Source organism: Undibacterium sp. Ren11W, assembly GCF_049340485.1.
Lineage (GTDB): Bacteria > Pseudomonadota > Gammaproteobacteria > Burkholderiales > Burkholderiaceae_D > Undibacterium.
In genome coordinates, this window is sequence record NZ_JBMPPB010000001.1 from 248,781 (window position 1) to 269,322 (window position 20,542).

The following is a 20,542-nucleotide window of genomic DNA, read 5'->3' on the forward strand; positions in this document are numbered from 1 at the left end:
GGCGCTGTATTGCGCGCGCCAATGCTCCAGCACGCAAACGTGGTGCGGCTTGCAGAGGTGGCAGGCCGGAAAGGCGCATGGAATATGCGTACTGGGCTTGCTCGACCAGCAATGCTAGAAAATCAGGAAGTGTTGTAGATTAAGCGTGATCATCTTACTCATCTCAAACTGCTCAATCTATCGGTACTCCCGCTAATACAGTCATTCGCCATCATTATCGATGCTAGGGTTTGCAACTTAATGCGGCATCCTTGATTGAGTTTCTGATCTTTCTCAGTCACAATCAGGAAGAAACGGGCATCAAATGTCTGGGTTTGGCACAGATTGCCGGCACAATTGCAAGTCCTTTACTGATAGGGAGCTTAGTCAATGAGATATCGAGATACCTCCCCTTACTCCCGCGAGTTATGGCGTACCGGCTTTGTTTTTCTTCTCATTGCCATCGTTTTCGGTACCTATGTCTTGGTTGAAAAAAGGATAGATCGCGCCAACGAGTTGCGTCACCAGTCTTTTTTACTAGCTGATGAACTGCATCAAAGTTCGGACGATCTCACGCGCATGGCACGCTCTTATGTCATTACCGGTGACATCTCTTATAAAAATTATTACAAAAAAATCATCGCAATCCGTGATGGTCAATTGCCTCGCCCATTGGGTTATGAAAATGTGTACTGGGATCTGGTACTGGCCGGTCGTCCGCCGGATGTGGGGAATGGGCCAGCGTCCGCGATGTTGGGATCGATGCGTCAACTTGAATTTTCCGAACAAGAAGTTCAACTGCTGCAAAACGCTAAGGCCAATTCAGATAGTTTGGCGGTGACTGAATTGGAGGCAATGAAGCTAGTCGAGGCCGATGGTGATCTGCATGACGCTCATTACGCTAAGGCAAGAGCGATGTTGTTCGATCAGCCATATCTGCAGGCTAAGGCGGCCATTATGCTGCCGATTAATTCCTTTTATACCTTGATGGATCAGCGCACTTTGGGTGCCGTCCATCAAGCCGAATTCATGGCCGATGCGATGAGAATTGTTTTTTGTTTGCTCGCCGTATTGTTATTGCACATGCTCTGGCGGGTTAGCACAGTCTTGCAAGTGACACTGGGAGCCACCATCGATGAAGTTCATGGGCATCTCAAGAGATTAGGGCATGGAGATTTTTCCACCCCGATTGTGGTTGCCAATGGCATGGAAGAAAGTGTGCTTGGCTTGTTGGCCACTACGCAAAACGAACTCCGCCAAATTGACGATGAGAGAAAGCAGTCCAAAGATTTTGAGCATTTTCGTAGCCGCGTGTTGGAGGTGCTTAGTAGTAGCGCACCACTGCCAGAGATGTTGGAAGCGGTGGTGCGTGGTATGGAAGAATTCAATCCCGAAATGTTGTGCAGTATTTTGCTGTTGGATAAAGAGGGGCGGCATCTCGGCAAAGGTGTCGCGCCAAGCCTGCCTGATTTCTATAATAAAGCCTTGGATGGTGTGACCATAGGCGTGGGTGTAGGTTCTTGTGGGACTGCCGCATTTACCGGTGAGCGCGTGGTGGTCGAAGATATACAAACACATCCTTACTGGAAAGAGTTTAAAGAGCTCGCCGCCAGCGCTGGCTTGGGTGCCTGCTGGTCGCAACCGATACGCGCCTCACAGGGGCAAGTGCTAGGAACTTTTGCCATTTATCATCGACAGGCAAATAGGCCTTCAGAGGAGGATAATTTTTTGATCGAGCGAGCAGCTCATTTGGTCAGCATCGCGATAGAGCGTAACCAGGCGGCTGAGAACTTGCGTGAAAGTGAAGCACATTTTCGTTTGCTGGCGGAGGACGCCTCTGACGTGGTGTGGAAGCAAGACATTAATAATCTATTTACTTACATCAGTCCGGCCGACGAGCGGATGCGGGGCTACCGGGCGGATGAGGTGATAGGTCATCATTTTTCGGAATTACTCACCGAAGAAGGCGTTGCTATTGTCGCGCGAAAATTGCAAGAAAAACGGACACCTGATCAGCGCGATAAACCAATTGCTTCTACAACGTTTGAAGTGCAACAACGCTGCAAAGATGGTCGCCTGATCTGGACTGAGATACTGACGCGCCCGGAGCGCAACGCGCAAGGTCAATTGGTCGGTTTTCACGGAATTACCCGAGATATTACCGAGCGCAAGCTCAATGAAATGAACTTGCGGCTATCTGAACAAAGGTTTGCGACCGCTTTTGCCTCGGCACCTATGGCGGCGTCGATTGCCAGCGCCGAAGAAGGGCGTTTCATCGAAGTCAATGCAAACTATGAACGTGATTTTGGCTGGAGCTCGGCTGACCTGCTGGGCAAAACTGCTGTAGAGGTGGGTTTGTGGGATAGTGAAGCCGCGCGCCGCCCTTGGATCGCGGGGCTCGATGCCCGAGGTCGGCTGATGAATTACGAGACAGTATGGAATTGCAAAAATGGAGAGCAACGTAAGGTCAGTATTTCAGGTGAAATAATGACACTGGAAGGTCAGCGATGCATACTTGCCTTTGCCTCTGATATTACCGATAGAAAAAGATCTGAAGAAAAAATCAATGAACTCGCTTTTTACGATCAACTTACAGGATTACCCAATCGTACGCTCCTGAATGATCGCCTCAAGCAAGCGATCTCGTCGAGTAGCCGCAGTGAGCAATATGGTGCGGTGCTGTTCATCGATCTGGATAATTTTAAATCGCTCAACGATAGTATGGGACATGACATTGGTGACAGTTTGTTGAAGCAGGTCGCACCGCGCCTGACACAGTGCGTACGTGAAGGCGACACCGTAGCTCGCTTAGGTGGCGATGAGTTTGTGGTGGTACTGGCTAATTTGAGTAAAAACGAAGTTGAGGCGATTGCTGGCGCTGAGGCGGTCGCCGAAAAAATTATTACGGCGGTGGGTAACAACTACCTATTAGGAATTATTTCACATCATAGTACCGCCAGCGTAGGGATTACCCTTTTTAAAGGAAATCTAAGCAGCACTGACAACTTGCTCAAACAGGCCGATATGTCCATGTACAGGGCCAAAGCTGCCGGTCGCAATACCTTTCGTTTCTTTGATCCTAGCATGGAAGAAACCGTTAAAAAGCGTGCTGAGCTAGATGCCGATTTACGTTTGGCGGTACAGTCGGGACAATTCCTTTTGCATTATCAGGCGCAAATAGCGGGAGCCGGACGTATCACTGGGGCTGAGGTGCTGGTGCGCTGGCGGCATCCAGTTAGAGGCATGATATCGCCAGCCGAATTTATTCCGGCCGCGGAAGAAACCGGTCTGATTATACCGATTGGTTTATGGGTGCTCGAGAGTGCATGCGCTCAATTGGCAGAGTGGGCCAAGCAGCCTGCAACGGCGCATCTGACAATTGCCGTGAATGTGAGTGCACATCAGTTCCGAAAATCGGATTTCGTCGAACAAGTGCTGGCCGTAATCAGTAAGATGGGTGCTAATCCGCAAAGGCTGAAGTTGGAGTTGACCGAAAGTCTGCTGGTCGACAATGTAGGTGATGTGATTGATAAAATGTTTGCACTTAAAGCCAAGGGGGTGTGTTTCTCTTTGGATGACTTTGGAACCGGCTATTCATCCCTCGCTTACCTCAAACGTTTACCGCTGGATCAGTTGAAAATTGATCAATCATTTGTGCGTGATGTTTTGATCGATCCGAATGATGCGGCAATTGCCCGTACTATTATTGCCTTGGGTCAAAGTCTGGGATTGGCGGTCATCGCTGAAGGAGTGGAAACGGCCGAGCAGAGAGATTTTCTAAGCACCCATGGTTGTCACGCGTATCAAGGTTTTCTGTTTAGCCGACCGGTGCCGTTAGGCGACTTTGAAAAACTGGTGAAGTCGGTTTGAGTAGATTTTGGCAGAAGCATCGACCGAATACTTCGCCTAAGTAAATTTCTCGGCGCTTCTGACATGCCTGCAATCGGTTTCAAATTTCCGCGCGCTTTCCGTGCTTTTCAGATGGCAATAATGCCGACCGATAAGTTGGATTTTCCGGTGTTTTTTTGATCAAGGGATTGCGCCTTGAATTGGCAAAATAAAACGGCTGTCGATGGTGAATGTCGGTAGGATGAGCTAATCTGCGGTTTTCTTGAGAGATGCATGAAGAATAAAAAACACCACACCAGCGAGCATGCCGGCAGCAAATTTGCACCGCATGGAAGTATTTCGATTAAGCGTGAAGAATCGGTCATCTATTACGAGATCGCAGGGCCGTTTAATCTTGAGGTGATCAGGGCTTTTGCGCGGACAGTGGCGGCCTTGTTAAGTAGTTGGACCCCGCAAAAACCCTTCGTGACTGTGTCTAGCTGGAGTGTGAGCATGATGACCTCGCCCGACGCGCTCTCTGCCTATGGACAAGTGCTGCAAAAAGGGCGAGCGCATTTCCCAAAAGAAGTGATGAATATCTGGTACCTCCCTGATGAGCTGGAGGGCCGCCGTTTCATGTTACCAAAATGGCAGGCCCTGTATGAGGAACATGGCTATCCTCTGGAAATCGTGAATACTCTCGTGCAGGCGCATGAGCGAGCTGCTTGGCATTTGCAGCAGGCAGCAGGTATTTCGCCAAATTCTGTGCAGATTTAGCGTAGCTTGTGCTCGGTAGTTCTTTATTTTTGGCAATTGTGTTTTCAGTGGTGCGCTCAAGATCTGCGGATCTTGGTCGATATCTCATCTACCTAGCCACTTTGGTGAATTCTGATGAACACACTTTCCTCGCTCGCGAATAGCCGATTTTTGCCACAAAAAATGAGTGATGTATTAGCTGCCGCTAATCCATCGACACCAAGCCGTTTGCCCAAGCTGCAAACGATTGAGCAGGCGTCCAATGATGATGTGGTCAGTTTATCTGATGCAGGATTAGCGCTTGCCAAGCGCGCCAATGATCTTGGTAGTGCCACCATCGATATGGCACAAAGCTTAATAAATAATTTTGCCAAACAATTGTTTGGTGATGCCGCTAAGGATATGAAAATTTCTTTTGATAGCGCTAGTATCTCGGCAATGGCAGGTTTTTCCTCGACTGTGCAGCACGGTAGTGGCCCCAACGGTAGTAGTGACGCGACGACGATGAGCGTGCAGGAAGCCTCCGATTTTATCGGTAAGGGACAGATTACGACGGCCGACGGGCATGTCTATAATTTTGAGGTAGAGGTGCATTATCAAGCGATGGCGGAGGCGAGCGCATCAAGCTGGACGCGCAATGGCAATAATTCTGAGATTAACAATGATGCAGGCGTATCTTCTAATCAACACGCATCAACTCACGATCACCGCCATCATGCTGACACCGCTCAGACTCCAGTCACGACTGCGCAAACTGCTGCAGACTCGCCATCGCAAGCATCTCAGGACTTGAGAGCGCACTTCCCTGGAAGTATTCAGGATCTATTTAGCTTGTTAGACGACGGTAAATTGAAGATGACATTTCAATTACCAGCAACTGGTGTCGGCAATCAGGCTCAGCGTAATGGTAATTTAACATTGCGTTTGCTCGATTTGTTGACGTCACCCACGTCGCAATCTAAAAAACTCAATAATGCTTATGTAGACGAAGCGAAGTTAAAGCCAGTACAGCTTGAGAGCAAGCCTGTGACTCCCGATACAGTTGTAAATACTGCCGCAATTCCAGAGAGCATGCATTCGGCATAGTCGCCAAAAGCGTAAGTGATGTCCTCCAGAAATAAAAAATGCCAGATTGCTCTGGCATTTTTTTCACTACTAGTTTTTTAATGCAGTCTAGGCTTCGGCAATGCGCTTGGCGATATGGGCCAGGGCTTCTTCCACCTGATCAATCAGGATCAGACATAAATCTCCTTCAGACAAGCTTGCCAATGCAGTGTCAATGGCGATGAATTCTCCATTGATTTCCTTGATCTCTCTGGTCCGCCTGGCATTGGCCAGCCCCATTCTGAGCAAGGCAACGACTTCACCGTCGGCGCGGCCACGTTGACATTGATCCTGATACAGCACAACTTCGTCAAAGGCGGCACCGAGAATCTCGGTTTGTTGGCGAATGTCCTGATCGCGCCGGTCTCCTGCGCCACTGATAACGACAGAACGGCGTTTGGCAGGCATGCTTTCCACTGCTTGCACCAAGGCTAAAATGGCATCCGGGTTGTGTCCGTAATCTGCGATGAGTGTCGCGCCACGATAGTCAAAGACATTAAAGCGCCCTGGTGCATTATCGCTTTCATTGGCAAAACTTGTGAGGCCTGTGCGTATGGATTCCCAGGTGATTCCTACACCCCAGGCTGCGGCGACCGACGCCATGACATTTTCAACTTGAAAACCGATGGCGCCATTGCGAGTGATAGGTATCGCGGAGAGTGGGATTTTTTGTATTTCTGCAGCTTCGTATGCGATCAGATTTTGACCATCGATATACACTACGCGGTTGCCTTGCGCCTTGTGGCGCGCCATTACCGGATTTTGGTTATCCGCGGCAAAAAAGGTAACCGTGCCGGTGCAATTGTTAGCCATTCCCGCAATGATAGGGTCGCCGGCATTTAAAACTGCGACACCGCTGTCTGCAACGTTTTGTACAATGACACGTTTAAGTACAGCGAGATCCTCTACCGTGGTGATGTAGTTCAATCCAAGATGATCGCCGGAGCCTATATTCGTGATGACCGCCACCTGACAGCGATCAAACGCCAGACCTTCGCGCAATACTCCGCCACGTGCTGTTTCAAATACTGCCGCATCGACATCAGGATGCAGCAAGACATTACGGGCACTTTTGGGACCGCTACAATCACCAGTATCAATACGACGGCCTTCTATGTAGACGCCATCGGTATTGGTCATGCCGGTACGTAGACCGCTTGCTGTCAATAGGTGAGCAATCAGACGCACTGTCGTGGTTTTTCCGTTGGTGCCAGTGACTGCAACAACCGGGATGCGACCATCATCGCCATCGGCAAACATAGCCGCGACGATCGCTTCACCCACTGGCCTGCCTTTACCAAACGAGGGAGATAGATGCATGCGCAGGCCGGGGGCAGCGTTAACTTCAACGATGCCACCATTTTGGTCTTCTATTGGTTTGAGTACGCTGTCGCAGACCAAGTCGACACCACAAATGTCCAAGCCTATCATCTGGGCGGCCGCGACTGCGCTGGCTGCGATGTCTGGATGGACATCGTCAGTGACATCGGTGGCAGAGCCGCCTGTCGATAAATTTGCGTTATTGCGTAAGATGACACGCTTGCCTTTTGGCGGTACCGTGTCTGCCAGATAGCCTTGTTTCGCCAGGCTAGCTAGTGCGATATCGTCAAAACGAATTTTGGTTAGCGAGGTGGCGTGACCAGTGCCTCGACGTGGATCTTTATTTACTTGTTCGACTAGCTCGCGCACGGAATGCGTGCCATCGCCGACCACTTGCGGTGGATCTCTACGAGCTGCCGCAATCAACTTGTTACCGATTACCAGCAGGCGAAAATCGTTGCCTGGCAAGTAGCGTTCCACCAAAATATCATCGCGAAATTCGGATGCTGCGATATAACCGGCATCGAGTTGCTCGCGCGTGGTGACGTTGACGGTGACGCCTTTACCCTGGTTGCCATCCTTAGGTTTGACTACCACCGGCAATCCGATTTCGCAGGCGATTGCCCATGCATCATCCATGTCAATCGCAGTGCGCCCCAATGGTACAGGCACGCCGGCAGCATCAAGCAAGCGTTTGGTCAGTTCTTTGTCTTGTGCAATCGCCTCCGCGATGGCGCTGGTGCCATCCATTTCAGCCGCCTGAATTTTTCGCTGTCGGCTACCCCATCCAAATAAAACCAGAGAACCATTTGTGAGGCGACGATATGGGATGTTGCGGGCAACGGCAGCTTGTACTATGGATCCGGTAGACGGACCCAGGCGCACATCTTCATCCAGATCGCGCAATTGAATGAGCGCACCCGGCAGATCAAAAGGCGTGTCATTTAATGCTGATAGACATAGAGTCTCAGCCAATTCTAAGGCAAGGCGACCTACTGCCTCCTCTGAATACTCGGCGACTACCTGGAATATGCCGGTCTCTAATGTTTGGGTAGTGCGACTGAAAGTGACTGGACAACCGGCTTGGGCTTGCAGGCCTAGTGTCGCCAATTCCAGGACGTGTGCCATTGATATGGCCTCATCATGGCCGGTCGTTTGCAGCGGGCCAATTTCTGGAAAGCGGGCACGCAGACGAATTTCAAGATCCGGTAAGTCAGCGATAGAACATTCTTCTGGCGTGCAACTGACTATCGTTTCGATCGCCGTGTGGTGACTCCAGAGATTTGGGCCGCGCAGTGCCCGTATACGTGATACTTCCATAAACCTTTATCCTATCAGCTGGCATTTGTGCCAAAAAAAGTGTACGAGGAATGATGCAAACTGAACCCGCTTGTGTATATTTTTCGAGGGCTGCAGAATCGCAATTTACATCATCCTTAGTGAATTAATAGTTAGCTGTTTTTGGTGGCGGAGTCGAAGGTTCTCAATCCCGCACCTATTAATTCAGGTGAAATCTCCATTGCCCAAGCGGCAGCGACGGCGGCCATAATACTTTCCGGCTGCTGCGCTTTACTTGGTTTTAGCGAAGACAATGACATCAATACTAGTTCTTCATCACCGCTTGCCAATATGATGTTGCTATCTTTGAGAAACACCGCGCGCTCTCCCTTGCTGCGATGACTGACGATCGGTGCTAGCGCTGCATCGATGCCATAAAAAATCACAGCGCCGTCACATAATGCAGCCATTTCAGCTACTTGCGGAATTCCCGCATTCAGAACCGCAACGCCGTCGGGCAATACCACATCAATTTGCGTGCGCAAAATCTTAAACATCTGATCGGGATCATTGACGTAAAATTCAGCCAGTCCAGCGCTACTGCCCATGTCGGTGACGACGCCGACCTTACATTTGTCGTAAGCCAATCCATCGGTAAGTATCATGCGTGGATTGGTTTCAAATACTGCCGCCTGCACTGAGCGATTTAGTAACAAGCGTTGGCCTGCATCCCAATTGGCACAATTCGTTTTCACCACATGGCGACTGTCCAGAAACAGGCCCTGGCTAGAGGCAACCCCTGTATGTTTGCCGCTGACGCTGAGTATGCAGGCGACTAGACGTGAAATCAGACTAGTACCTTGGCTACCAGCGACACCAATAATGGGGATGCGCCCACTTTCATCTGCAGCAAAAAGATTGGCAATGATGGCAGTTCCGATAGGGCGTGGTTTGCCTTCGGCGGGTTTTAAATGCGCGAGCAAACCGGGGCTAGCATTGACTTCAATGATCGCGCCACGTTGTTCCTCCAGTGGACGTGAGATATCGTCTGCTACCAGGTCGACGCCCGCTATATCGAGGCCAACAATGCGGGCTGCCAATGCAGCGGCACGCGCCACTTCTGGATGCACCTCATCGGTGACATCGAAAGCGACATTGCCATTTGGCTGAATTAAGACTTTTTGGCCATCTAGCGGTATCGAATACGCGGTTAAACCTTGACGTTCGAGCTCTAGTATATGTTCAGCACCGTGTTGTGGAGCGATCGCGTTTAATGGCGAATCTTCATTGGTACCGCGCCGCGGATCGGTATTGATCTGGTCATCTACTAATTCGATAATATTCGATGTGCCGTTACCAATCACCCACAGCGCTTCACCTTTAGCTGCGGCAACTACATGCTTGCCTACGACCAAAAGTCTATGTTCGTTGCCAGTGACAAAGCGTTCAACGATGACGCTTTCGCTATCACCTTTTCGGGCTGCCAGATGATATGCCGCTACTACATCAGCTTCTGTCATTAGATTGAGTGAAACCCCTCGGCCATGATTACCGTCGTAAGGTTTTACTACCACTGGTAGGCCGATATCCTGCGCTTCTTCCCATGCTTCTTCTGCACTTTTTACCAGGCTACCTTCAGGCACCGGTACGCCGCAAGACTGCAGTAATGTTTTGGTAAGGTCTTTGTCGCTCGCAATACTTTCGGCAATCGCACTAGTACTATCCGTCTCGGCGGTCCAGATCCGGCGTTGTGCCGCGCCATGTCCTAGTTGTACCAGGTTTCCTTCGGTCAAACGGATGAAGGGAATTTTGCGTTCTGTGGCAGCATCAACGATATGCGCAGTGCTAGGGCCGAGGCAAAGATCATCGACTAGCTCATGCAATTCTGCGACCTTACTTTCCAGATCGTAGCTTTGATCGTTAATTAAAGCCATCAATAGATCACGCGCTGCCACCAGGGCCGCACGGCCAACTTGTTCCTGGCGGGTGCGAAAGGCCATTTTATACACGCCAGCAGTGTTGGTAGAACGTGTCTGTCCAAAGCCGGTACGCATGCCAGCCAGGTTTTGTAGCTCAAGTACGACGTGCTCCAGGATGTGGCCAGCCCAAGTGCCTTCTCGTACCCGCTCCAGAAATCCACCGCGCTCACCAACGCCACAGCGATGTTCAATTAAGCCAGGCAGTGCAGCGATCAGTCGCTCATAAAATCCGGGCAGAGTATTTGATGGGGTATTTTCTAGCTCTCCGATATCTAGCCATGCTTCAATTACCGGGCGGTAGGTCCAGATATTCGGTCCGCGTAAATGTGTTACACGGAGAAATTCTATGTTTTTCTTCTTCGTTGTCATGTATTTAATTTTTTCATGGCAGGATTTCCTTATTGTGAAACCCGTTCAATCGTTTAGAAGCGTTGAAAAATTGTGTCGTTTTACTATTTGAGTTTGCATTGCTGTTTTCTTGGTGACGCAGGCGCAAATATCTCAGATAGATCATCAGTTATTTTCTAGGCAAAATTAAGAATAGACCGATAACTCTTGCTGGTATACTCGCGCTTGCTTGAAAAAAACATCGCTTCCCTATTTACAGATTTTGATCTGATTTTTTTCTTTCGATAGAATACCGTAAATTTCTACTCTCGTGACACACTACGATGCCTTGGCGCATTGATTTGCTGCAGTTTTTAGCCAGAGCAGTTTGAATAATCAGATATGTCCTTCATTTACCTTATTTCTATACCTTGCCGCGAGCTGTGCAAGGGGATGAACTGGAGTTTGCTTTACAATGACAACTAAACAATTAAGTGCGAATAATTCATTTTTGTCGCTGCCCGAAGCATGGCGTGCGGACGTCAAAAAACAATTGTCTGTTGATGAAAACGTTTTATGCTCGGTCGAGGTTGACTTGGACGAGCGACTTCATTTTGTCAAAGGTCTCATTGTTGTCACGGAGCTGCGCTTGCTGGCCAAGGCAGATGGCGATGCCGAATGGCGCACTTGGTCATATGTCGAGGGGCTGCAACTTAAACATCATGACCATGCCGGCGTAGGTCATTTGGAGTTGTTAAATGCGCAAGGTTGTTTGGCGAGCTGGCGGTTTACCTTAGGACAGAATTTATTAGCGATTCGCCTGATCGATCAATTTAAAGAACAGTGTGAAAGTCATGTCAGTGGCTTACCCGTAGTGCATGCTGAGCAAAATATCTGTCCTAGCTGTAAAGCGATCTTGGAACCTGAGCAGGAAGAGTGCCCGGTCTGTACCAAAGTTATCTACACGCCACCTTCGACCTGGACTTTGTTTCGCTTATGGCGTTTCGCTCAGCCTTACCGCTGGCAGTTGCTGTTAGGTTTTAGTTTGATGTTGCTCGGCACCGCGGCCCATATGATACCGCGCTACCTAACTAAACCACTGACGGATGAAGTGCTAATTCCCTATCAAAATGGACAATATGTTGATCCTAAGTTGGTCAGTTTGTATATAGGCGGTTTGCTTGGTTCCGCAGTCATTGCGTGGCTGTTGAGTTGGGGTAAAACCTATATTTTGGCCTTGGTGTCTGAACGTATTGGAGCCGATTTACGTACCACAACCTATCAACATCTTTTAAAACTATCTTTAGAATATTTCGGTGGCAAGCGCACTGGTGACTTGATGTCACGCGTTGGTAGCGAAAGCGATAGGATATGCGTGTATTTGTCCTTGCATTTACTTGATTTCGCGACCGACGTATTGATGTTCTTGATGACAGTCGTGGCTCTGATGCAAATTAATACCAAGCTCGCTTTAGTGACCTTACTGCCATTGCCGATAATCGCCTGGATGATACATTTAGTGCGCGACAAATTGCGGACTGGCTTTGAGAAAATCGATAGGGTGTGGGGTGAGGTGACCAATGTCCTGGCAGATACCATCCCGGGTATTCGTGTCGTCAAGGCCTTTGCTCAGGAAAACCGGGAAGCGACACGCTTTCGCGAGGCAAACAAACATAATCTCGCCGTCAACGATAAGCTCAATAAAGTCTGGTCCCTGTTCTCTCCAACGGTATCATTTTTAACCGATCTCGGTATTTTGGTGGTGTGGGCCTTCGGTATCTGGCAAGTGTCGCACAATGAAATAACCGTTGGATCTCTAGTTGCAGCGGTAGCCTTTATTGGTAATTTTTATGGACGTATCGATTCCATGAGCCGCATCGTTTCTGTTACCCAGAAGTCGGCCTCGGCAGCGAAACGTATTTTTGACATCTTGGATCATGTTTCTAGTGTGCCTGAACCGACGCAGCCGGTAAAAATTGCCGAAGTAAAAGGCAAAATTGATTTGCGAGAAGTTGGGTTTCGTTACGGCAATCGGGCCGTCAATCGCGGTATTAATCTGAGTATTAAACCAGGCGAATTTATTGGCTTGGTCGGGCATAGTGGATCTGGAAAAAGCACTTTGGTTAACTTGATTTGCCGCTTTTATGATGTGACCGAAGGCGCGATTATGCTTGATGGGGTGGATATCCGCTCCTTTCCAGTAGCTGATTACCGTAGCAATATCGGTCTGGTTTTACAGGAACCGTTTTTGTTTTTTGGTACCATAGCCGAAAATATCGCCTACGGTAAACCGCATGCCAGTCGCGAAGAAATCATCGCATCGGCGAGAGCTGCACATGCCCATGAATTTATTTTACGGCTGCCACAGGGTTATGATTCTATGGTCGGCGAGCGTGGGCAGGGCTTGTCTGGCGGTGAGCGCCAAAGAATTTCGATAGCGCGTGCCTTATTGATTGACCCGCGTATTTTAATTATGGACGAGGCGACTTCTTCGGTCGACTCCGAAACCGAAAAAGAAATCCAGAAAGCCTTGGATAATCTGGTCAAAGGACGTACCACGATAGCAATTGCACACAGACTGTCTACCTTGCATAAGGCGGATCGCTTAGTTGTGCTAGATCGGGGGCAGGTGGTTGAAGTCGGAAGTCATGATGAATTGATGGCGCGCGAGTCGGCGTATTTCCGTCTGTACGAGGCGCAGGCCCGTAACGCTAATGTAGGAGGAGAATAAAATGACGTGTAATTTTCAGCTGACGCGAAATTCGTTTGAGCACTTAGTGTTAATTAGCGGCGACGGCACGGTGCACGAGAATGTGAGTCCAGTGCGCGCGTTTCCGATTCAGTCACCGGACGAGGGAGTATCCTTGGTGCTGGAAGATGGGCAAGAAGTGGCTTGGATAGACCGCTTGAGCGATTTACCTGATGCTATTCGCGCTCTGGTGGATGCTGAATTGGCTGGACGTGAATTTATGCCAGAGATACAAAAAATTGAAAGCATTAGTAGTTACGCTACACCCTGCACTTGGTATGTCAAAACGGATAGAGGCAATACCGCTTTTGTTTTAAAAGGTGAGGAAGATATCCGACGTCTGGGACAGGCGTCGATACTCGTGTCTGACAACCATGGCATACAATTTCTAATCCGGGATATGCATGCGATAGACAGGCATAGTCGTAAAATCCTCGATCGGTTTTTGTAAGCGTATTTTTATCAGTGCGGGGCAGTTTGACGGGCTGCCTAATTGGATTGCCAAAGTGATCCCTGCGGAAAAAATCTGGCTGCGTGGCTGTCGCGCATCGGATAGTCATCCTTTAACTATCGGTTTCGTATCTATTTCTGACGCAAGAATTAAACGGTAGTAAGATTAAATTTCTTGCTCTAATTCTTTTTCTCGATTGCTTTTCCATCATTTCCGTTTGAAGGAGTCGTCATGAATTCATTGAAAACCAGGCTGATCGCAGTAATCGCTCTGTTGGTGACGGTCTGCACTATATTGTTGACCGTCGGCAGTTATGCAAAGATGAAATCGCAGATTGAGACTGATCTGAACAATGAGATGCGCGGCGTTGCGGCAGGTTATAACGCGATGTTCAGTAATTGGATACAAAGTAATCTTTCCATTATGGAAAGTTTAGCGCAAGGATTGGGAAATGGTGCCGACTTAACCACTAGTTTGACCATGATACGCGCAGGCGGCAATTTTCTCAGCGTCTATCAGGGACAACCCGATAAGGCATTCACCAATATTCCATCCGACCCGCCTCCTGCTGGTTACGATCCTACAGTCAGACCTTGGTATAAAGGTGCGCTGGAAGCGAAAAAGCCTATTGTGACTTTACCTTATATGGGCGTCGCGCCTCCTGGCTTAATGATTTCTTTCGCCGCTCCGGTGAAGGGCGGTGACGGGGGCGTGGTAGGTGCCGACGTTTTTCTGACAAAAATTGCTGAGCAAATTTTAAATATTAAACTTGCTGGCGGTGGTTACGCTTTTCTTCTGGATAAAACTGGTCAGGTGCTGGCGCATTCTGATGCGTCGAAAGTGTTAAAACCGGCCAAGGAAATTTCAGCCGAGTTAGCTTTGGAAAATTTGACGAAGCTCACCGAACAAAAAGATCCTGTCGTGACCGATGTTGGCGGCAAGCCGCATTTCTTGTTGCTACAAAAAATATCGGGGTCAGAAATTTACTTGGCTTTGGTGATTGATAAGAAAAAAGCCCTTGAGGCGCTTGATCAGTTGCTCATCATGTCTATCGTTGTGTTAATCGCCATGCTGGCGGTGTTGCTTCCTTTGTCTACCTGGTTGGTGGGGCATATGTTGAGTGGCTTGCGTCGCGTGCGGGATGCGATGTCAGAAATCGCCGAAGGCGGCGGCGATCTGAGTCGCCAAATTGAGATAGACGGCCAAGACGAAGTGGCACAAACGGCACACGCCTTCAATAAATTTCTCGAGCAATTGCGTGTGATGGTGGTGGATGTCCGCAGAGCTACCGACTCAATCGCAATCGGCTCATCCGAAATCGCCACCGGAAATATGGATTTATCTGGACGCACCGAGCAGCAGGCTTCGTCACTAGAGGAAACCTCTGCCAGCATGGAAGAATTGACCGCTGCGGTAAAAAATAATGCGGATAATGCCCGGCAAGCAAATAAGATGGCCTTGAATGCTTCTGGGGTGGCGACGCAAGGTGGCGAGGTGGTCGGACGCGTGGTCAATACTATGCAAGGTATTACCGACAGCTCGAGAAAAATCGTCGATATCATTAGCGTGATCGAGGGGATTGCGTTTCAGACCAATATTTTGGCCTTAAATGCAGCAGTGGAGGCGGCGCGAGCTGGTGAGCAAGGCCGCGGGTTTGCCGTGGTTGCCAGTGAGGTGCGCACCTTGGCGCAACGCAGTGCCGCTGCGGCGCAAGAGATTAAAACGCTGATTGAGGATTCGGTTAGTAAGGTCAGTGAAGGGTCGCTCTTGGTTGATAAGGCCGGTGAATCTATGTCTAGTATTGTGCAGGCGGTGAAGCAGGTTGCCGAAATTATCAATGAGATTACTAATGCTTCTGCCGAGCAAAGCGACGGCATTCAACAGGTGAATCTGGCGTTGGCGCATATGGATGAAGCGACCCAGCAAAATTCGGCCTTGGTCGAAGAGGCTGCGGCTGCAGCAGGCTCTTTGGAAGAGCAAGTTAATCTGTTGAAAACTGCAATGTCCGCATTTAGGGTTGAAGCGCAGAGCGGGCCTAGAGTAAGGCCCGCTGCAGCGGCCAAACGCTCGAATGAGCCAGCCTTGTCCTACGAAGAATAAAAACGGGCCGGTGCTAGTGCGCTGGCTCTGAGTATGAGTGATGTAAGTGACGGTATAAAAAAGCGGCGCCTCCTGAAAAAGGTGCGCGCTTTTTTATTTAAAATGTTTTTTTGCATAGGCCCACTGCGCATATTCCATGCGCCTTCCCGGCCATGTGCCTCGGAGAGCCGCATGGAATATGCGTCTCCAGCCTATGCTTTATTTTATTTGATTGATTTAATGAATCATCCTTTTTGAGGATGCGTAAAAGAGAGAAATATCGTATGAAGCTTGCGACACTTAAAGATGGATCGCGCGATGGTCAATTGCTGGTCGTTTCACGTGATCTGAAAACTGCTGCTATCGCTGACGGAATCGCGGCCACCATGCAGCGTGCTCTGGACGATTGGGCTTTTATTGCGCCGCAATTGACTCAGTTGTCTGAGCGTCTCAATGCAGGTAAAGCGAGTGGTGCTTTCGATTTTGACACTCAAAAATGTATGGCTCCGCTACCTAGGGCTTACCAATGGGCTGACGGTTCTTCTTATGTGAATCATGTCGAGTTGGTGCGTAAAGCGCGCAATGCAGATATGCCCGATAGCTTTTGGCATGACCCTTTAATGTATCAAGGCGGAAGCGATGACTTTATCGGCCCTAATGACGATATCGAATTGCAGTCGGAAGAATGGGGTTTAGATTTTGAAAGTGAGATCGCAGTGATCACGGATGATGTGCCTATGGGGTGCAAGGTGCAACATGCCGCGCAACATATACGCTTGTTGATGCTGGTGAACGATGTCTCGCTGAGAAATCTGATTCCAGCGGAACTGGCCAAAGGTTTTGGTTTCTTTCAGTCTAAACCTGCCACTAGTTTTTCTCCGGTGGCAGTCACTCCCGACGAGTTGGGTGATACATGGAAGGATGGTAAGCTACATTTGCCCCTGCGTTCGAGTTTGAATGCTGTATTAGTTGGGCAGCCGAACGCCGGCGTCGATATGGTGTTTTCCTTTTCTCAGTTAATTACTCATTTATGTAAGACTCGTCATGCGCGGTCGGGCACTATTATTGGGTCAGGCACCGTTTCGAATAAAGACGCGAGTAAAGGCTTTAGCTGTATCGCAGAAAAGCGCGCGCTTGAGATGATAGCGGATGGCGTGGCTAGCACGCCGTTTATGCAGTTTGGCGACACGATACGCATAGAAATGCTGGATAAAAATGGCAAATCTATTTTTGGCGCGATTGATCAAAGTATCGTGGAATACCATCAAAAATAGCTACTAAGTAGTGGCGAAGTTGGGCCGTCTTGCGATAGCTAAAATTATTGGCGACCCAATTGGAAAAATATATTTCTGGCGCCAGATGTTCCCAGCGCAAAACCGACATAAATAGGGCCTATGAAGCTGTTAAATCCAGCGAATAAGCTGGCACTTTTATGGAGAGACGCGAAGGAAATGTCGCTCCCCTTATTCCAGACATTTCCTGTTTCCAGGGAGCTCCCCAAAAACAGGCTTTGCCCCGCCAGATCGAATTTCACAGCGCGCAATAAGTAGGTCAGGCTGCCATATAGAAGGTAATTGCCAGCAAATTGATCTGGTTGATAGGCCGATAGTTGTTGAAAGCCCCCAAGGGTAGGGCCGATTCCAGGTATTTCTGTGCCAGACTGAAATAGCCCAGATCCTTTTAGTTGCAAGTAAATGCTGTGATCCTTGATGCTTTGTGCCCAAATCGTATTGCTAGAAAATTCTTGGTAGGTATCCCGGGATCGATTCATGCCCCAAAAAAATTCAGTTTCATTTTTATAGCCGTGACGTGGAAAGACGGGATCGCTAAGCTGGTCTATCACCACCGATGTTTTTAGTCCAATCTGCTGAAGTTCCGCATTTTTAAAATTACTGGAGCTTGAATTTGTTTGGATATCGGCACTTGGTATCCCGCCCAGTTTGGGCCTGACCTGATATAGATTCGAGTTGATGCCGACTCGGGCTTCTCCCAGTTTGCTTTGCTCTCCAATCGGGAATCCAAGATCGAGTCCGGCCTGCATGTGACGATATTCGTATTCCGCAATACGGGTGTCTTGTTCATAAAGATTGCGCGTGCTTTTCAGGGCTTCGGCGTAGGGCGCGGCAAATAGACCGTCGCGATATTTGAGTGGTTGGCGTAGTTCTGAATGTAATTTTAGTGTATTGCCGAATTCAGCGTCGTTGCGCCATTCGAGTCCGCTCTCGTTTAACCATGGGCGCCGATGGCCGATTTGCAGGCGGAATCCTCCAGTGCCTTCATAGCCGCTAGAAAGTGCCAGGCCGAACCTTAAGAAATGCGGACCCCAATTACGTTCTTGCGCATTGATACGCACGCCGTATTCACCATCGCGCACTACCAATTCATGATTGATGTTGTCATATTCGCGGGATACGTTGAGCGTCGCCAATTTACTATTAATTTCCTCCGCGTCATAGCGGGCTCCGCTATTGATATCAACTTGGCGCCGAATGTCGGCTTCTGGTATTAAGCCATTTGAGGCGATTTCAACGAAATTTATCTTTATATCTGGTAAGTTTAAACGTAGGCGTGAGACTTGGTGCAGTGCGTATTGCTCGAGGCTTAAGCTGTAAGCGCCTAATTTGTCTGCGCTCGCAAGCGCTGCGTCTTGTCCAATTTGGGAAGCTTCTGTCGACCGGCCAAAGTCCATGAAGCTAATGGATCCTAGCTCTGGTTCTATCAAAATATCATTTGAACGCAAGCTCGCCTTCTGCATCTCCACATTTTGTTCCGTGAGGATGTTGATCATTTGCTGACTCACATTGAGTAGCGATTGCAATTGATCGCGATGCATAAGGGGCGTCCCTATGTTGACGGCAATGACTATATCGGCTCCCATGCTACGTGCAATGTCAATAGGTAAGTTGCGGACCAGGCCTCCATCGGTCAATAAACGACCATTTATTTCAATTGGGGCGAAGACGCCGGGTGCTGCCATGCTGGCACGTATGGCTTTATGTAAAGGCCCTTGTCTGAATACCACCATTTTTCCATCTTCAAGATCCGTCGCCACTGCTCGAAATTGTATTGGTAGTTGATCAAAACTGACGTCGGGGTCTATGTGGGCGGTCCAATTGTGGAGCAACTCTAAAAACTGCGTCGCTTGTACCACACCAGTTGGTAGGCGCACTCCGCTGCTGCTTAATCCTAGTGTGGCACCAAGTGGGTATTGGGCATCCTCTTCCCTTAAGGATTGTGGCAGGAGTCGTCGCTCCACTCTATCAAGGGCGATCTCATTGAGTTTGAGTTTGGCTAGCCGTTGCTCGATCTCGGAGGCGGAAAGGCCGGCCGCGTACAAACCACCGACCACCGCTCCCATGCTAGTACCAGCGATACAATGAATCGGAATGCGCAGATCCTCGAGCACTTTTAATACGCCGACATGAGCAAAGCCGCGCGCGCCTCCTCCAGACAGCGCCAGGCAAATTTTTGGTGTTTTTACGACTGCACTTGTGGAGATTCGTTCTGCAGAGCAGCTTCCATATATGCATAAAGACAGGAAGAAAGTAATAATGCGCCAAGTTTGCATAGGTAATAATCGAAATAATGAGGATGATACGAGAGGAGCGCTATTGTAAGCGTGGAATTCTTTTCCTAGGCTCTATATACTAGTGAAAGCATATTAAATGAAGCTTGTCATCACTCAATGGCATAAGACAATCACCAAGCAATCGGCCTAGTCTGAGGCCACAAGAGCTAATCAATGAACCTACACCAGTTGCGTTTTGTACGCGAAGCAGTAAGACAAAATTTTAATTTAACCGAAGCTGCTAAGGCCTTATTTACGTCTCAGCCCGGAGTCTCTAAGGCAATTATTGAGCTCGAAGAGGAGCTTGGTGTAGATATTTTTGCAAGGCATGGCAAACGTATTCGTGGCTTAACTGAGCCTGGTAGAGCGGTGCTTGAGTCGGTGGAGTTGATCATGCAGGAAATCGACGGATTAAAGAGAATCGGTAAGGAATATGCCGCGCAGGATAGCGGTAGTTTCACTATAGCGACGACACATACTCAGGCACGTTATATTTTGCCTAAAGTGGTGCAGGCGTTCATGCAAAAATACCCGAAAGTGCGACTCTCGCTGTTGCAAGGTAATCCTAAACAAATTGCTGAGATGGTGATGCGTGATCAAGCCGATATTGCAATTGCTACCGAGGCGATCGCAGGAATTGATGGTTTGGTGTCCTTGCCATGTTATCAGTGGGAGCATGTGGTTGTTGTTCCTCCCGAGCATCCCTTACTCAAGTTGAAGCAAATTACCTTAGAGGAGATTGCACATTACCCCTTGATTACGTATGATGCGGCCTTTGCCGGGCGCAGCAAAATTGATCATGCGTTTGAGATTCGCGATTTAAAACCAGATGTGCTACTAGAGGCAATTGATGCTGATGTCATTAAGACCTATGTTGAGTTAGGGATGGGCGTTGGTATTATTGCAGGCATGGCCTTTGACGCGGAGCGAGATACTCAGTTGAAAGCGATACCAGTAGGGCATTTGTTTGGCATGAATGTGTCGCGTGTTGCAATGCGACGTGGTGCCTATCTGCGTAGTTATATCTATACTTTTATAGAGTTATTGACTCCTACCATCAACCGCAAACTGATCGATCAAGTCATGCAGGGAAATAAAGATACCTATGATTTATAAGAACGCTG

Annotated in this window: 11 protein-coding genes; 8 read left to right on the forward strand and 3 right to left on the reverse strand. The window is 48.9% G+C overall.

What is annotated here, in order from left to right; genetic code table 11:
* Nucleotides 1–369 precede the first annotated feature (369 nt).
* The 3 genes from ACO0K8_RS01160 (at nucleotide 370) to ACO0K8_RS01170 (ending at nucleotide 5,649) form a co-directional block, all read left to right on the forward strand.
* Nucleotides 370–3,849, forward strand: coding sequence for a sensor domain-containing phosphodiesterase (locus ACO0K8_RS01160; RefSeq protein WP_422944791.1), 3,480 nt, complete (start codon nucleotides 370–372; stop codon nucleotides 3,847–3,849).
* 252 nt (nucleotides 3,850–4,101) lie between these two features.
* On the forward strand, nucleotides 4,102–4,584 hold the full coding sequence (locus tag ACO0K8_RS01165; RefSeq protein WP_422944792.1) for a hypothetical protein: 483 nt from the start codon (nucleotides 4,102–4,104) through the stop codon (nucleotides 4,582–4,584).
* A 114-nt stretch (nucleotides 4,585–4,698) separates the two neighbouring features.
* On the forward strand, nucleotides 4,699–5,649 hold the full coding sequence (locus ACO0K8_RS01170; RefSeq protein ID WP_422944793.1) for a hypothetical protein: 951 nt from the start codon (nucleotides 4,699–4,701) through the stop codon (nucleotides 5,647–5,649).
* Between the two features lie 87 nt (nucleotides 5,650–5,736).
* Here the strand turns inward: ACO0K8_RS01170 and cphA (ACO0K8_RS01175) are convergent, their stop codons facing one another.
* Both cphA (ACO0K8_RS01175) and cphA (ACO0K8_RS01180) read right to left on the reverse strand, forming a co-directional pair.
* Nucleotides 5,737–8,307, reverse strand: coding sequence for a cyanophycin synthetase (gene cphA / locus ACO0K8_RS01175; protein ID WP_422944794.1), 2,571 nt, complete (start codon nucleotides 8,305–8,307; stop codon nucleotides 5,737–5,739).
* A gap of 131 nt (nucleotides 8,308–8,438) precedes the next feature.
* Nucleotides 8,439–10,613, reverse strand: coding sequence for a cyanophycin synthetase (gene cphA / locus ACO0K8_RS01180; protein ID WP_422944795.1), 2,175 nt, complete (start codon nucleotides 10,611–10,613; stop codon nucleotides 8,439–8,441).
* A 433-nt stretch (nucleotides 10,614–11,046) separates the two neighbouring features.
* On the opposite strand from cphA (ACO0K8_RS01180), the gene ACO0K8_RS01185 reads away from it, so the two are divergent.
* From ACO0K8_RS01185 to ACO0K8_RS01200, 4 genes are all read left to right on the forward strand, one after another.
* Complete coding sequence (locus ACO0K8_RS01185; protein WP_422944796.1) at nucleotides 11,047–13,302, forward strand: ABC transporter ATP-binding protein; 2,256 nt, start codon at nucleotides 11,047–11,049, stop codon at nucleotides 13,300–13,302.
* A 1-nt stretch (nucleotide 13,303) separates the two neighbouring features.
* The gene (locus ACO0K8_RS01190) at nucleotides 13,304–13,771 is read left to right on the forward strand and encodes a DUF1854 domain-containing protein (protein WP_422944797.1); all 468 of its coding nucleotides are present in this window, start codon (nucleotides 13,304–13,306) and stop codon (nucleotides 13,769–13,771) included.
* A 231-nt stretch (nucleotides 13,772–14,002) separates the two neighbouring features.
* Complete coding sequence (locus tag ACO0K8_RS01195) at nucleotides 14,003–15,871, forward strand: methyl-accepting chemotaxis protein (RefSeq protein ID WP_422944798.1); 1,869 nt, start codon at nucleotides 14,003–14,005, stop codon at nucleotides 15,869–15,871.
* A gap of 263 nt (nucleotides 15,872–16,134) precedes the next feature.
* Entirely contained in the window at nucleotides 16,135–17,124 is a 990-nt protein-coding gene (locus tag ACO0K8_RS01200; RefSeq protein WP_422944799.1) for a fumarylacetoacetate hydrolase family protein, read from the forward strand.
* A 44-nt stretch (nucleotides 17,125–17,168) separates the two neighbouring features.
* Here the strand turns inward: ACO0K8_RS01200 and ACO0K8_RS01205 are convergent, their stop codons facing one another.
* Entirely contained in the window at nucleotides 17,169–19,418 is a 2,250-nt protein-coding gene (locus tag ACO0K8_RS01205; RefSeq protein WP_422944800.1) for a patatin-like phospholipase family protein, read from the reverse strand.
* Nucleotides 19,419–19,592: 174 nt separating this feature from the next.
* Here ACO0K8_RS01205 and ACO0K8_RS01210 point away from each other — a divergent pair, with 174 nt between their 5' ends.
* Entirely contained in the window at nucleotides 19,593–20,534 is a 942-nt protein-coding gene (locus ACO0K8_RS01210) for a CysB family HTH-type transcriptional regulator (RefSeq protein ID WP_422944801.1), read from the forward strand.
* The last annotated feature ends 8 nt before the right edge of the window (nucleotides 20,535–20,542 follow it).

Bases quoted from the DNA above. Each gene is read 5' to 3' on its own strand.
- ACO0K8_RS01160 (WP_422944791.1), top strand. From the start codon at position 370: ATGAGATATCGAGATACCTCCCCTTACTCCCGCGAGTTATGGCGTACC.
- ACO0K8_RS01165 (WP_422944792.1), top strand. From the start codon at position 4,102: ATGAAGAATAAAAAACACCACACCAGCGAGCATGCCGGCAGCAAATTT.
- ACO0K8_RS01170 (WP_422944793.1), top strand. From the start codon at position 4,699: ATGAACACACTTTCCTCGCTCGCGAATAGCCGATTTTTGCCACAAAAA.
- cphA (WP_422944794.1), bottom strand. From the start codon at position 8,307: ATGGAAGTATCACGTATACGGGCACTGCGCGGCCCAAATCTCTGGAGT.
- cphA (WP_422944795.1), bottom strand. From the start codon at position 10,613: ATGACAACGAAGAAGAAAAACATAGAATTTCTCCGTGTAACACATTTA.
- ACO0K8_RS01185 (WP_422944796.1), top strand. From the start codon at position 11,047: ATGACAACTAAACAATTAAGTGCGAATAATTCATTTTTGTCGCTGCCC.
- ACO0K8_RS01190 (WP_422944797.1), top strand. From the start codon at position 13,304: ATGACGTGTAATTTTCAGCTGACGCGAAATTCGTTTGAGCACTTAGTG.
- ACO0K8_RS01195 (WP_422944798.1), top strand. From the start codon at position 14,003: ATGAATTCATTGAAAACCAGGCTGATCGCAGTAATCGCTCTGTTGGTG.
- ACO0K8_RS01200 (WP_422944799.1), top strand. From the start codon at position 16,135: ATGAAGCTTGCGACACTTAAAGATGGATCGCGCGATGGTCAATTGCTG.
- ACO0K8_RS01205 (WP_422944800.1), bottom strand. From the start codon at position 19,418: ATGCAAACTTGGCGCATTATTACTTTCTTCCTGTCTTTATGCATATAT.
- ACO0K8_RS01210 (WP_422944801.1), top strand. From the start codon at position 19,593: ATGAACCTACACCAGTTGCGTTTTGTACGCGAAGCAGTAAGACAAAAT.